14 protein-coding genes are annotated in these 13740 nt (G+C 63.8%); 2 read left to right on the forward strand and 12 right to left on the reverse strand.

Annotated elements, in window-relative coordinates; translation table 11 throughout:
* Positions 1–261 precede the first annotated feature (261 nt).
* The 7 genes from ACCC94_RS04065 to ACCC94_RS04095 form a co-directional block, all read right to left on the reverse strand.
* Positions 262–981, reverse strand: a complete 720-nt coding sequence (locus ACCC94_RS04065) for a hypothetical protein (protein WP_413348139.1) — start codon at positions 979–981, stop codon at positions 262–264.
* Positions 978–1571 carry an RNA polymerase sigma factor gene (locus ACCC94_RS04070; RefSeq protein WP_413348140.1) on the reverse strand — a complete coding sequence of 198 codons (594 nt, stop codon included), beginning with the start codon at positions 1569–1571 and terminating at the stop codon, positions 978–980. Before ACCC94_RS04070 ends, ACCC94_RS04065 begins: the two co-directional genes overlap by 4 nt.
* A 309-nt stretch (positions 1572–1880) precedes the next feature.
* On the reverse strand, positions 1881–3320 hold the full coding sequence (locus ACCC94_RS04075) for a PLP-dependent aminotransferase family protein (protein ID WP_413348141.1): 1440 nt from the start codon (positions 3318–3320) through the stop codon (positions 1881–1883).
* A gap of 106 nt (positions 3321–3426) precedes the next feature.
* Positions 3427–4062: a response regulator gene (locus tag ACCC94_RS04080; protein ID WP_413348142.1), complete on the reverse strand. Its 636-nt coding sequence runs from the start codon at positions 4060–4062 to the stop codon at positions 3427–3429.
* A 152-nt stretch (positions 4063–4214) separates the two neighbouring features.
* Positions 4215–5042: an OmpA family protein gene (locus tag ACCC94_RS04085; RefSeq protein WP_413348143.1), complete on the reverse strand. Its 828-nt coding sequence runs from the start codon at positions 5040–5042 to the stop codon at positions 4215–4217.
* Complete coding sequence (locus tag ACCC94_RS04090; protein ID WP_413348180.1) at positions 5039–5383, reverse strand: DUF4398 domain-containing protein; 345 nt, start codon at positions 5381–5383, stop codon at positions 5039–5041. Before ACCC94_RS04090 ends, ACCC94_RS04085 begins: the two co-directional genes overlap by 4 nt.
* A gap of 28 nt (positions 5384–5411) precedes the next feature.
* On the reverse strand, positions 5412–6239 hold the full coding sequence (locus ACCC94_RS04095; protein WP_413348144.1) for a substrate-binding periplasmic protein: 828 nt from the start codon (positions 6237–6239) through the stop codon (positions 5412–5414).
* A gap of 97 nt (positions 6240–6336) precedes the next feature.
* Here ACCC94_RS04095 and ACCC94_RS04100 point away from each other — a divergent pair, with 97 nt between their 5' ends.
* Positions 6337–7287, forward strand: coding sequence for an alpha/beta fold hydrolase (locus tag ACCC94_RS04100; RefSeq protein ID WP_413348145.1), 951 nt, complete (start codon positions 6337–6339; stop codon positions 7285–7287).
* A gap of 56 nt (positions 7288–7343) precedes the next feature.
* Here ACCC94_RS04100 and fabV read toward each other — a convergent pair whose 3' ends face one another.
* The 3 genes from fabV to ACCC94_RS04115 all read right to left on the reverse strand — a co-directional run bounded on the left by fabV (position 7344) and on the right by ACCC94_RS04115 (position 10433).
* Positions 7344–8540 carry an enoyl-ACP reductase FabV gene (gene fabV / locus ACCC94_RS04105; RefSeq protein ID WP_413348146.1) on the reverse strand — a complete coding sequence of 399 codons (1197 nt, stop codon included), beginning with the start codon at positions 8538–8540 and terminating at the stop codon, positions 7344–7346.
* A gap of 214 nt (positions 8541–8754) precedes the next feature.
* Positions 8755–9684, reverse strand: a complete 930-nt coding sequence (locus ACCC94_RS04110; RefSeq protein WP_017517614.1) for an electron transfer flavoprotein subunit alpha/FixB family protein — start codon at positions 9682–9684, stop codon at positions 8755–8757.
* On the reverse strand, positions 9684–10433 hold the full coding sequence (locus ACCC94_RS04115; protein ID WP_026078867.1) for an electron transfer flavoprotein subunit beta/FixA family protein: 750 nt from the start codon (positions 10431–10433) through the stop codon (positions 9684–9686). Before ACCC94_RS04115 ends, ACCC94_RS04110 begins: the two co-directional genes overlap by 1 nt.
* A gap of 259 nt (positions 10434–10692) precedes the next feature.
* On the opposite strand from ACCC94_RS04115, the gene ACCC94_RS04120 reads away from it, so the two are divergent.
* Positions 10693–12432, forward strand: a complete 1740-nt coding sequence (locus tag ACCC94_RS04120; protein WP_413348147.1) for an electron transfer flavoprotein-ubiquinone oxidoreductase — start codon at positions 10693–10695, stop codon at positions 12430–12432.
* A gap of 107 nt (positions 12433–12539) precedes the next feature.
* Here ACCC94_RS04120 and ACCC94_RS04125 read toward each other — a convergent pair whose 3' ends face one another.
* Together ACCC94_RS04125 and ACCC94_RS04130 are read right to left on the reverse strand one after the other, a co-directional pair.
* Positions 12540–13118 (reverse strand): DUF1285 domain-containing protein, encoded by a 579-nt coding sequence (locus tag ACCC94_RS04125; protein WP_413348148.1) that lies wholly within the window; start codon positions 13116–13118, stop codon positions 12540–12542.
* The gene (locus ACCC94_RS04130) at positions 13115–13726 is read right to left on the reverse strand and encodes a DUF4823 domain-containing protein (protein ID WP_413348149.1); all 612 of its coding nucleotides are present in this window, start codon (positions 13724–13726) and stop codon (positions 13115–13117) included. Before ACCC94_RS04130 ends, ACCC94_RS04125 begins: the two co-directional genes overlap by 4 nt.
* Positions 13727–13740 lie beyond the last annotated feature (14 nt).

Genomic DNA, 13740 nt, shown 5'->3' on the forward strand with positions numbered 1-13740 from the left:
GGGTACCTCCGGGGCTTGCGCTGCAGCCGGTGCCGACGCCGGAGCGGCGGCCTTGGCCGGGTCCTTGTGCTCGTCGCCGCAGGCGGCAAGCAGCAGGGACAAACTGGCGAAAACGAGGATTCGGGACTTCTTCATGGAGCGGACCGTCAGAAAAACCGCGCAATGCTGGCGCGAGATGCGTGGCAGAGCAAGAGTCTTGCCATGACAAAGCTTTACTGCGATCAGTCTGACAGGCGCGTACTGAACCGGGCCTGTCATTGATCAAGGGTTGTCAGGCAATTCCTTCAGGGCCTTGTCGATATCCAGTTCCGGGAAACGCTGCCGCAAGCTCTCGCGCAAACGTTCAGCCTCTTCCTTGCGCCCCTTTTCCTGCAAGTCGCGCAGGCGCAACAGCCCCGCACGTGGCTCGTCGACCTCTTCAGCCAGGGCCTGCAGTTTCCCCTCGGCCTGCGTGCCTTGCTGCGCCTGAGCATCGGCCAAAGCTTGGGCCCTGACCTGGGCCTTGGCCTTGGCCTCTTCCACCGTCACCTTCTTGCTTGTCGGGGCCGGCTTGGCGAGATCCTCCATCGGCGCGGTGGCGCCAGCGTTATCCATCCGCGGCGCCGCCATACTCGGCTCCGCCGCATAGGGCGCGGCGGCCGGGGCTGCAGGCGGCGCCATGGCCGGCGCAGGAGCCGGCGCGCGCATCATCGCCGGGGCGACCGGAGCGTCGAAGCGGTTCGGCGCTTCTTCGTAGGTGCGCAGGGTCAGGCTCAGGCCGATCCCCAGGGTCGCCAGCCCCGCCACCGCAACGCCCCAGCGCTGCCGGCTTCCTGCCCCCAGCAGCCAGCGATGCAGGCGCTGGGCGAAACCTGGTTTCTGCTCCTGCACGGCGGCCCGGGCGGCAGCCAGGATGCGCGCGTCCAGTTGCGCCGACGGCTGCTCATCGCTGTGCCGGCGGAAGTGCTCGAGCAGCTCCTGCTCGTGCGGATCGCGATTCATGGGCTTACCTCCTCGGTCACCGACGGGTCGGACAACAACCGACGCAGTTTCTGCATGGCATAGCGCAGCCGGCTCTTCACCGTTTCAGCGGGCGTTTTCGTCAGCTCGGCAATTTCGTTCAGCTCCAGGTCACCATGGGTGCGCAGCAGGAAGACTTCGCGCTGCTCCTGGGGCAATGACTCCAGTGCGCCCTGCAGGCGCTGCTGGTCGCGGCTCAGGCTCAGCTCGCGCTCAGGGTCAGTGCTTTCGCCGGCCAGCGCCTCGCCGTGCAGCTGCTCGTCGAAGCTTTCCTGACGGCCCTGGTGACGGCCCAGCTTGCGCCAGTGGTCGATCAGGCGGTTGCGGCCGATCTGGTACAGCCAGGTCTTGAAGCTCGCCGAACCCAGTGGCTGGCTGTCGCTGCGGATCAGGCTCAGCCAGGTTTCCTGGAATACTTCCTCGGCCTGCCCGTTGTCGCCGCACAGACCGCAGAGGAAGCGGAACAGGCCTAGGCGATGGCGGGCATAGAGCTCGCCGAAAGCCTCGGCGTCGCCTTGTCGATAACGCCGCAGCAGCGCAACGTCGTTTTCATCCGTGAGGGGTGTCTTCAACTCTCTCGATCCGTAGCGAAGCGGTTGTCGGTAGGTATCTCGCCGCCGCCCGATTATCTTCGATGTCGCCGGCACTGGCGTAGCGCCGACGCCGACAGGCAGGAACTCGGGGGTGGCAAGCGGCACGGCGGCAGTCTCGTCGAGGGAGTCAACCAGCTTGGACGAAACGATGCGAGGAAACGGGTTAACGCCAACGCAAGGTCGCGCCGGTTTCGCCCCGTAGGAGCGGATCCTATCCGCGAAATCCTCAAACCTGGCACCACCTTCGGGACTTCGCGGACAAGGTCCGCTCCTACGTAATGAGCATGGCTATGCGGCGATCAGCTCTTCCTGGCAGAGCTGGCAGGCCAGCATGCCAAGGGTCATGATTGCCCGCTCCGCCTCGCGGTCCCAGGGGATACCGCAGGTCAGACGCAGGCAGTTGTTGAACTGCTCGGTGTTACTGAAGATCAGCCCCGGCGCGATGCTGATGCCCTGCTCCAACGCCCGAACGTGCAGCTCCTTGGTGTTCACCTTGGCCGGCAGGCTGACCCAGAGGATGAAGCCGCCCTTGGGCCGGGTCATCTGCGTGCCTTCCGGGAAGTACTGCTGCACCGCCAGCTGGTAGGCGGTCATGTTCTTGCGGTATTCCTGGCGGATGTAGCGCAGGTGCCGGTCGTAGCCGCCGTTTTCCAGGTACGCCGCCACGCCCATCTGGGTGACGGTGCACGCCGAATGGGTGGTGAAGGTCTGCAAGCGGCGGATTTCCTCCTGGTAGCGCTCGGTGATGATCCAGCCGATGCGCACGCCGGGGGAAATGGTCTTGGAGAAGCTCGAGCAGTACACCACGCGGCCGTCGCGGTCGTGCGCCTTGAGCGCCTTGGTCTGGCCCTGGTCGAACATCAGCTCGCCGTAGATGTCGTCCTCGATCACTCCGATGTTGTGCTCGGCGGTGAGCTTGAGCAGCGCCTTCTGGCGCTCTTCCGGAATGGTGCCGCCCAGCGGATTGCTCAGGCGCGCGGTCAGCACCAGCGCCTTGATCGGCCACTGGTTGGCGGCCAGTTGCAGGGCTTCCAGGCTGATGCCGGTGAGCGGGTCGCTGGGAATCTCGATGACCTTCAGGCCAAGGATGTCGGCCAATTGAAGCAGGCCGTAGTAGCTCGGCGACTCGGTGGCGATCAGGTCACCCGGGCGAGTCATCACCCGCAGGGCCATGTGGATCGCGTCCACGCAGCCATGGGTGATGGTCACCTGGGTCGGGTCGACCACCACGCCGGCATCGCGCATGCGGATCGCCACCTGGCGGCGCAGCGGCTCGTAGCCGGGGCTGAACATGTAGCTGAAGGCACGCGGGCTGGAAAAGCGCGTGACCTTGGCCAATTGCTGGTGCAACGCGCGCACCGGCAGGTAATCCACGTGCGGCACCGCAGCCCCCAGCGGAAACACGCCTTCGCGGCGCGCTTCGGCGAGCACCTGGTTGATGATGCTGCTGCGCGTAACCAGGCCGGGCCGCTCGACGCGGGCAATATCCGGAGTCGAGGCGGTCAGCGCCGGCGTACGGTGCACGTAGAAGCCGGACTGCGGGCGCGCGCGGATCAGGCCCTGGTCTTCGAGCGTGGCATAGGCCTGCAGCACCGTGGCATGGCTGACGTTGAGCTGAGTGCTCAGCTTGCGCACGGACGGCACGCGTTCGCCTGGCTGGTAGACACCACGACGGATGTCTTCCGCCAGTTGCTGGGCGATGCGCTGATACAGCAGCAGATTGGACATGACGGCCATCCCTCGGGCATTGAACCGAAACAGTAGCCAAAAAGGGCAAACTGTTCCAGAACAGTCAGAGGTATTCCGTCCGATACAGTTGCGCCGCCCTGCCCGCTCAGATCTCTCCGAGCCAGTCCAGCAGCCCTGCGACCACCAGTTGTGCGTCCGTCGTCAGGCCGAGCTTCTGCATGGCGTTGCGCTTGTGGGTGCTGATGGTGGAGACGCTGCGGTTGGTCCGCTCGGCGATTTCCCCCACCGTGGCGCCATGGGCCAGGCGGCGGATGATATCGATCTCGGTGGGGCTCAGCGGCTTGCCGGTGTGGCGCGGCGGTCGCAGCATCGGGTCGATATAGGTTTCACCCTTGCCGATGCGGGCAAAGGCTTCGTCGAGCAGGCTCAGCGGGTTGCGCTTGCAGACATAACCCACGGCGCCGCACTTCACCGCCGCAGTCGCCAACAGCGGCGCGCCCATGACCGAGTACACCAGTACAGGCACCTCCGGATGGTGGCGCTGCAGCCATTCGATCAGGTGTACGCCGTCACGCCCGCGGGCTCCGGGCAGCGCCAGTTCGACAATGGCTAGGTCGACCTCGGGATGGGCGTTGAGGACATCCAGCAGGCTGTCGGTATCGCTGACGAAGGCTTTCACCCGGGCCAGTTCGCGCTCCAGCAGATAGCGCTCCAGGCCCCAACCGATCATGGGTTGCGGGTCCGCCACGATTACATTGAAAAGCTTCTTTTCCGATGACATCACGTTCTCTCGTTTACAGCTCCCCTGAGGGGATTAGTCGCACCCGGCTATTTTCGCCAAGCTGCCGCTCGAAAGATTTCGAGATACCCCCGACAAAAAACCCCGGAGCCTGGGCTTCCGGGGTTTTCCTGTGACGGGATATTGCGAGAGTGTCAGCGTTCGGCGCCGAGCTGGCCCTTCTCGTCGGAGAAGACGATCTCCACCCGGCGGTTCTGCGCGCGCCCCAGCGATGAGGCGTTGTCCGAGACCGGGTAAGCCTCGCCGTAGCCCTGGACCTGAACGCGCTTCTCGTCCACGCCAAGGTCGGTCAGCGCATCCGCCACCGCCTGCGCACGGTCCCTGGAGAGCTGCAGGTTCTGCTCGCGGTCGCCTTCGGCGTCGGTGTAGCCCTCGATGCGGATGACCCGGCGCGGGTTGAGCTGAAGGAACTGCACCACCTTGAGCACGGTGCGATTGGCAGCGGGCTTGAGGTCGGCTTCGCCGCTGTCGAACAGCACGTCGCCGAGAGTCAGCACCAGGCCGCGCTCGGTCTCGTTGGTGGCCAGGCTGACCATCTGCTGTTCCAGCCACTTGCTCTGTTCCTGCACGTTGAGCAGACGCGCCTCGCGCATCGCCAGTTGCAGGCGTTCGCGCTCCAGCTGCTGCTTGAGCAGGCGCTCCTGGTTCAGCGCGAGGTTGCTGTGCTCGCGGGCGATCTCGCTGTAGCGCTGGCTGAGGTAGGAGTACTGCAGCACGTCATCGCTGCTGCCCCAGTAGTTGGACAGGCGCTCGGCGCGGGCCAGGGACTCGCCCGCGCGGATCACGTCCTTGGGTGCGCTGCGCAGGACGGAGGAGTCTTCCTTCACGGCCTGGAACTGCGCGCGGGCCTGTTCCAGGGACTTCTCGCTGAGCTGGCTGTTGGCGCAACCGGCCAGCAGCGCGACGAAGGCCAGGGCGCCAATCTGCGAGGCGCCGCGACGCAACAGTTGCAGGGAAGTCATTGCACTTCTCCCAACTGTTTGCGCAGGCGGTTGATGCTCTTGGTCTGCTCGGCGAGCTGCTCCGTGCTCTTGCGAGTCAGCTCCCTGGCTTCGGCCAGGCGAGCGTCGAGCTCGGCCTGTTCGGCCAGTTGCCGCGCCTTCTTGTTCGAACCGACCGCCAGGGCGCCCTTGGCGGCCTGGTACTTGTCCTCGGCGAGCTTGAGCTCGGCGATGTCGTCGGTCGCCCCCACGGCCTTGGCCTGCTCCAGCGCCTGCTCGGTGAGACGCATCTGTTCGTTGGGTGCCGGGTCGTTCGTCGCACAGCCGGCCACTGCGAGCAAAGCCAGGCCGGCGACCATCATCCGTCGATTGATCACGAAATCTATTGTCCTACTGGGTGGGAGTGCTGGCGGGCTGAAGCTGCTGCGCCTTCCAGCGGGCCAGGTTGTCCTGCAGCAGGCGCTGCGGGACTCCGGCGGCCGTCAATTCTGTCATTTTTTTCGCCAGTTGTCCGCGCAGCCACGGGTCGTTGCAGGCCGAGTTGTGCGCCACGGTCAGGTACAGACCTTCGCTGGAGATCGGCGGTTCCAGCGGTTGCAGGTCGTCGGCCATGCCGAGGGTATCGGCGACCGCGAGGCCCGGATAGTGCTCGTAGATCACATAATCCGAGCGCTTGAGCAGCAACTTCTGGAAAGCCTGGGTCAGGCTGGGCACCTCTTCCAGTGTCAGTTCCTGCTTGGCGAAGGAGTCGAAGTCCGGGCCGAAGCTGTTGTTCACCAGGGTACCGCCCTTCAGGCGGCGCAGATCGTCACGACCGGCGTAGGGTGTGGCAGCGTCCTTGCGCATCCACACCACGTTGTCGGTGGTGAGGAAGGCCGGGTGGATATAGTCCATGGTTTCCAGGCGCGGCGGCGTGAGGAAGGCGCCGGCGATCAGGTCGACGCGGCCCAGACGTGCTTCTTCCTGCGCACGCGCCCAGGAGCCGGTATAGATCACCCGGATATTCACCCCGACCGCCTTGCCGATCTGCTCCAGCAGGTCGGCATTGGCGCCGATCAGGCGCTCCGGCTGGGCCGGGTCGCGCCAAAGGTAGGGCGGGTACTCCGGGTTGCCGGTGGCCACCAGGCGCTCGCACTTGCCGGCAGCGGCGCCAGCCAAGGGGATGGAGAAAGTCACCAGCAACAGCGCCGCACGGATCAGCGTGGAGCAATCGGGCATCGGTAGTCTCGCTCACCAGAAGAAAGAACGGCCATGCTTAGAGCCGTAAAATGCTAGCGTAAAGCACACCGACCCGATTTGGTAATAAGGACTTCTCATGAAGAAAGCCCTTCTGGCCCTTCTCCTGGCGATAGCCGTCGCCGCTGGCGTGCTGTATGCCTTCCCCTCCACCCTGCTGGCGACCGCCCAGTACGTCGAAAGCTCCCGCGCCCGGCTGTCCACCAACAGCCTGCAGGTCGACAACCTGGACATCACCTACTACGAGGGCGGGCCGGAAAAGGCCCAGACCATCCTGCTGATCCACGGTTTCGGTGCCGACAAGAGCAACTGGCCGCGCTTCGCCCGCTTCCTGACCAGGGACTACCACGTCGTCGCCGTCGATCTGCCGGGCTTCGGCGATAGCAGCAAGCCTGCGAACATCAGCTACGACGTCGGCACCCAGGCCGAACGCCTGGCTGACTTCATGCGCGAGCTGGGTATCGGCCGCTTCCACGTGGTCGGCAACTCCATGGGCGGGCACATTGCCGCGCTGCTGGCGGCAAGACATCCGCAGCAAGTGCTGTCGGTCGGCCTGTTCGACAATGCGGGCATCACGGCCCCGCACCAGAGCGAGCTGTTCGAGCGCCTGCTCAAGGGCGGCGACAACCCGCTGGTGCTGCGCTCGGTAGACGACTTCCCGGCCCTGCTCGACTTCGTCTTCGTGCAGAAGCCGCCGCTGCCGTCGCGGCTGAGGGATTATCTGGCCGAACGCTCGCTGGCGCGCAGCGAGTTCAACGGCATGGTCTTCCAGCAACTGCGTGAACGCTACATCCCTCTGGAGCCGGAGCTGCCGAAAATCACCGCGCCGACCCTGCTGCTGTGGGGCGACCGCGACCGCGTGCTGGACGTTTCCAGTATCGATGTGATGAAGCCGCTGCTGAAGAAACCCAGCGTGGCCATCCTGCGCGATTGCGGTCATGTGCCGATGATCGAACGCCCGGAGGAAACCGCCCGCCTCTACCTGGACTTCCTCCAACAGAACCACGCGCCCGTGGCCGCGTCGAACTGAACGAGGCGAGAAAACAAAAACGGCGCCCGAAGGCACCGTTGTTTGTTGGAGCAAACTCAGAGCTGGATCAGATTCGGAATCTGCACGTCCGGATTGACGTCCTGCTCGTAGTCCACGCCAGCGATCTCGAAACCGAAGAGACGCAGGAACTCGGACTTGTAGCCGGCGAAGTCGGTCAGCTGGTACAGGTTCTCGTTGGTCACCTTGTTCCACAGGTCCTTCACGGTGTCCTGAACGTCCGGCTGCAGCTCCTTGTAATCGGCGCGCAGGCGGCCGTCGGCGTCCAGATGCGGTTCGGCGCCGTACAGGCTTTCACGGAACAGGCCGTCAACCTGCTCGATGCAACCTTCGTGGGTGCCCTTCTCCTTCATCACCTTGAACAGCAGCGACAGGTACAGCGGCATCATCGGGATGGCCGAGCTGGCCTGGGTAACCACGGCCTTGAGCACGGAAACGCGAGCGTCGCCGCCGGTGGCGGCCAGTTTCTCGCGAATGCCCAGGACCTTCTGGTCCAGGTCCTTCTTGGCGGCGCCGATGGAGCCGTTCCAGTACAGGTCGTGGGTGATTTCCTCGCCCAGGTAGGTGAAGGCGGTAGTCTTGGCGCCATCGGCCAGCACACCGGCTTCCTGCAGCGCGTCGATCCACATCTGCCAGTCTTCGCCGCCCATCACCGCTACGGTGTTGGCGATTTCCTCAGGCGTCGCCGGCTCCATCACGCTTTCCTTGATCACTTCCTTGTCGGTGTCCAGACCACGGAAGTTGACGGCCTTGCCGACCGGCTTGAGCACGGAATTGAAGACCTCGCCGGTCTTCGGATGGGTACGGCGCGGAGCGGCCAGGCTGTAGACGACCAGGTCGACCTTGCCCAGGTCCTGCTTGATGGTGTCGATGGTGACTTTCTTCACTTCATCGGAGAAGGCGTCGCCGTTGATGCTGCGCGCGTACAGGCCCTTGGCCTTGGCGAACTTCTCGAAGGCAGCCGAGTTGTACCAGCCGGCGGTGCCCGCCTTGGTCTCGCTGCCGGGGCGCTCGAAGAACACGCCCAGGGTGTCGGCGCCGGCGCCAAAGGCGGCGCTGATGCGCGCGGCCAGGCCGTAGCCGGTGGAGGAACCGATGACCAGGACCTTCTTCGGACCGTTGGCGATGGGGCCGTGCGCCTCGACGTACTCGATCTGTTCCTTGACGTTGGCTTCACAGCCGGTCGGGTGGGTAGTGACGCAGATGAAGCCACGCACGCGCGGTTTGATGATCATGAAAACCTCGGTAGCCAGGTGTCGATTGAACACATTCAGGAACTGGAGACGTCGCGCATTGTAGATGAGACACCTTCGCCGGTGGACTTCTCGGCAAAGATTCGTGACCAATGGGTCAGCAGCACCACGAAACGACCATTCCTGATGAAAATCAGCGGCCTGAAATGAAAGAACCCGCCACAGGGGCGGGTTCCTTGATGCAAGCGGATCAGGCTCAGACGGCCTTTTCCAGCTCCGGTACGGCTTCGAACAGGTCGGCGACCAGGCCGTAGTCGGCCACCTGGAAGATCGGCGCCTCTTCGTCCTTGTTGATCGCAACGATCACTTTCGAGTCCTTCATGCCCGCCAGGTGCTGGATCGCGCCGGAGATGCCGACGGCCACGTACAGCTGCGGAGCGACGATCTTGCCGGTCTGGCCGACCTGCATGTCGTTCGGCACGAAGCCGGCGTCTACCGCTGCGCGGGAAGCGCCAACGGCAGCGCCCAGCTTGTCAGCCAGCGAGTAGAGGATCTTGAAGTTGTCGCCGTTACCCATGCCGCGGCCGCCGGAAACGACGATCTTGGCAGCGGTCAGTTCCGGACGGTCGGACTTGGCCAGTTCTTCGCCGACGAAGGCGGACTTGCCGGCATCAGCCGGGCCGGAAACGGCTTCGACAGCAGCCGAACCACCTTCGGCAGCAGCGGCGTCGAAGCCGGTGCCACGCACGGTGATGACCTTGACGGCAGCCGAGGACTGCACGGTAGCGATGGCGTTGCCGGCATAGATCGGGCGCTTGAAGGTGTCGGCGCTGACCACTTCGATGATCTCGGAGATCTGGTCCACGTCCAGCAGGGCAGCAACGCGCGGCAGGAAGTTCTTGCCGTTGGTGGTGGCGGCGGCCAGCACGTGGCTGTAGCCCTTGCCAAGCTCAGCGATCAGCGGAGCAACGTTCTCCGGCAGCTGGTGAGCATAGGCGGCGTTGTCGGCGACCAGCACCTTGGAAACGCCTGCGATCTTGGCAGCAGCTTCGGCCACGCCACCAACGTTCTGGCCAGCGACCAGCACGGCAATGTCGCCACCGATCTTCTGCGCAGCAGCGACGGTGTTCAGGGTGGCAGCGCCCAGTGCGCCGTTGTTGTGCTCAGCGATTACCAGGATAGCCATCAGATTACTTTCGCCTCGTTCTTCAGTTTCTCGACCAGTTCGGCAACGGACTTGACCTTGATGCCGGCGCTACGGGCAGCCGGAGCTTCGACTTTCACGGTCTTCACGGTGGAAGCGGTGGAAACGCCCAGGGCGTCCGGGGTCACCACGTCCAGCGGTTTCTTCTTCGCCTTCATGATGTTGGGCAGCGACGCGTAGCGCGGCTCGTTCAGGCGCAGGTCGGTCGTGACGATCGCCGGCAGGTTCAGGGCAACGGTCTGCAGGCCGCCGTCGATTTCACGGGTGACGTTGACCTTGTCGCCAGCCACTTCGACCTTGGAGGCGAAGGTGCCCTGGGCGTAGCCGGTCAGCGCAGCCAGCATCTGGCCGGTCTGGTTGTTGTCGCTGTCGATGGCCTGCTTGCCGAGGATGACCAGCTGCGGCTGCTCCTTGTCGACCAGGGCCTTGAGCGACTTGGCGATGGCCAGCGAGCTCAGCTCTTCGTTGGTTTCAACCAGGATGGCGCGGTCAGCACCCAGAGCCAGCGCGGTACGCAGTTGCTCCTGGGCAGCGGTCGGGCCGACGGAGACCGCAACGATCTCGGTGACGACGCCTTTCTCTTTCAGGCGGACGGCCTCTTCCACGGCGATTTCGCAGAAGGGGTTCATGGACATCTTGACGTTGGCGAGATCGACGCCGGAGTTGTCCGCCTTGACGCGGACCTTGACGTTATAGTCAACCACTCGTTTGACAGCTACAAGAACCTTCATGGATTCCTCGTTATTCTCCGGTGAATAGGAATGTCGCCAGACAGGCCTGGCAGGTAGTGCACGCCATCTGCGACTACATCCAGCGCAACGCGACCGCAAAACCGCAGGTATCTTGACCGCATCGACCGGGCGGGTCAATACACGAAAATACCCCTTCATAAGCCGCGGACCCCGATTCTATCAGGGTTACGCGCGATTCAAACAAACGTTTGTATTGTGTTGGATAAAGGGTTTAGATATAGCAACAGGTCTAGCTATAATGCGCCCCGCTCTTACTGGGTGGGGGCACGCCCATCCCAATACCTACAAAATACCCAGAGCCTTGATTCAGGAGAGATCGATAGTGGAACGCGAATTTATGGAATTCGACGTCGTCATCGTCGGCGCCGGCCCTGCCGGTCTGTCCGCCGCATGCCGACTGAAGCAGAAGGCCGCCGACGCGGGTCAGGAAATCAGCGTCTGTGTGGTCGAGAAGGGTTCCGAAGTGGGCGCCCACATTCTCTCGGGCGCCGTGTTCGAGCCCCGCGCGCTGAACGAGCTGTTCCCCAACTGGAAGGAACTCGAAGCGCCGCTCAACACCCCCGTCAAGCGCGACGACATCTATGTGCTCAAGGGCGCAGAAGCAGCAACCAAGGTGCCGAACTTCTTCGTGCCCAAGACCATGCACAACGAAGGCAACTACATCATCTCCCTGGGCAACCTGTGCCGCTGGCTGGCCCAGCAGGCCGAGGGCCTGGGCGTCGAGATCTACCCGGGCTTCGCCGCCCAGGAAGCGCTGATCGACGAGAATGGCGTGGTGCGCGGCATTGTCACCGGCGACCTGGGCGTCGACCGCGAAGGCAATCCGAAAGAGGGTTACTACACCCCGGGCATGGAACTGCGGGCCAAGTACACCCTGTTCGCCGAAGGCTGCCGTGGCCACATCGGCAAGCAGCTGATCAAGAAGTACAAGCTCGACAGCGAAGCCGACGCCCAGCACTACGGCATCGGCATCAAGGAAATCTGGGACATCGATCCGGCCAAGCACGAGCAGGGCCTGGTGGTGCACACCGCCGGCTGGCCGCTGAACGACGACAACCCGGGCGGCTCCTTCCTTTATCACCTGGAGAACAACCAGGTGGTGGTCGGCCTGATCATCGACCTGTCCTACACCAACCCGCACCTGTCCCCGTTCGACGAATTCCAGCGCTACAAGCACCACCCGGTGATCAAGCAGTACCTGGAAGGTGGCAAGCGCGTGGCCTACGGCGCTCGCGCCATCTGCAAGGGCGGCCTGAACTCGCTGCCGAAGATGGTCTTCCCCGGCGGCGCACTGATCGGTTGCGACCTGGGCACCCTGAACTTCGCCAAGATCAAGGGCAGCCACACCGCCATGAAGTCCGGCATGCTGGCCGCCGACTCGGTGGCCGAAGCGCTGTTCGCCGGCCGCGAAGGCGGCGACGTGCTGAACGACTACGTCGATGCCTTCAAGGGCAGCTGGCTGTACGACGAACTGTTCCGCAGCCGTAACTTCGGCGCGGCGATGCACAAGTTCGGCGCCATCGGCGGCGGTGCGTTCAACTTCATCGACCAGAACATCTTCGGCGGCAAGCTTCCGTTCACCCTGCACGATACGACGCCGGACTACGCGACCCTGAAGAAGGCCAGCGAAGCCCCGAAGATCGACTATCCGAAGCCGGACGGCAAACTCAGCTTCGACAAGCTCTCCTCGGTGTTCCTGTCCAACACCAACCATGAGGAAGACCAGCCGATCCACCTGAAGCTGACCGACCCGAACACCCCGATCGAGAAGAACCTGCCGCTCTATGACGAGCCCGCGCAGCGTTATTGCCCGGCCGGCGTGTACGAAGTGGTGAGCAACGACGACGGCAGCAAGCGCTTCCAGATCAACGCCCAGAACTGCGTGCACTGCAAGACCTGCGACATCAAGGATCCGGCCCAGAACATCACCTGGGTTGCCCCGGAAGGCACCGGCGGTCCGAACTACCCCAACATGTAATGGCGTTGGCGGTAACGAAAAAGGCTCCCTCGGGAGCCTTTTTTGCAAGTTCGAAAAAGTTGTAGCGAAGCCGGGATCGAACTACCGGCCGCATTCGGACCGCCAGGTCACGGCTGCGGTGCGATGGGGAAGAACTGCCCCGAACTCCAGACACCCAGCCAGTCAACGCCGTCGATTTCGCGGGGAACCGCCAGTTCCACCAGCTGGTAGAACACATTGCGGTGGATCAGCGCCTCCAGGTTCACCCGCACCAGCACGTAGGGCGACGGCTCCTGGGTCTGCGGGTCCAGCTCGACACGGATCGGGTGCGCGTCATCGGCCACCACCTCGTCCTCGACGTTGGTGGTGAAGCGCAGCACCTGCTGCTCCCCCTCCCCTTCGACCGCCAGGGTGACCGCGACGAAAGGCGCGTCATCGACGGTGATCCCGCACTTCTCCACCGGAGTGACCAGGAAATAGTCGTCGCCGTCGCGGCGGATGATGGTGGAGAACAGCTTCACCATGGGTTTGCGGCCAATCGGCGTGCCCAGGTAATACCAGGTGCCGTCGCGGGCGATGCGCATGTCGATATCGCCGCAGCAATCGGGATTCCACAGATGCACCGGCGGCAGCCCCTTTTCCTTGCTGGCGGGAATCTGCGCCAGCAGGTTGCCGGCCCGGTCCGATTGGGTCTGTGGATCAGTCATTGGTACTCCTCTCGCGTCTTCACCCCCAGCAGGCTGCGGGCATAGTCTTCCAGCGGACGCCCGATCAGGTCTTCGGGGCTGGCATCATAGAATGTCAGAAAACCGCCGCGGCTGCGGATGGTCGCACTGTCCACCAGGTAGCGGTTGTCGGTCTCGATCAGCATCACCTGGATCACGCTGCGGTCACGGCCCACGGCGTTATCGGTGTCTTCATACTGTTCGTAGGTGCCGACATTGTCCTCCCCGCGGGCGAAGCGCGTATACAGCAGATAATTGGCGCCTGCCGCGCGCGCCTCCTGCATGGCGCCCTCGAGCCCCAGCGGGCTCTTGGCCCGGCGCACCCGCGGGAAGTACTGGACGAAGCCGTCGAACGCTTCCTCCGCCACCACATTGGGCCGCGCGTAAGGGTGGCCCGGCGGCACGAAAGGCCCCTGGGCGATGTAGATGAAAGAGTCCTGCTGCAGCCGCCAGTTGGAGGTGCGGCGGGTCTGGCTGTGATCGAGGAAGCCCGCGTCGCGCAGGTAGTAATCGGTGCCGTCGGCCAGGTCACTGGGATTCATGCAGCCGCCCAGGGCGGCGAAGGCAAGGATCAACATCAGGTAGCGCATGGAAAATCTCCGGA

It is taken from the genome of Pseudomonas sp. Pseusp97 (assembly GCF_047304025.1).
In the GTDB taxonomy this organism is placed as follows: domain Bacteria; phylum Pseudomonadota; class Gammaproteobacteria; order Pseudomonadales; family Pseudomonadaceae; genus Pseudomonas.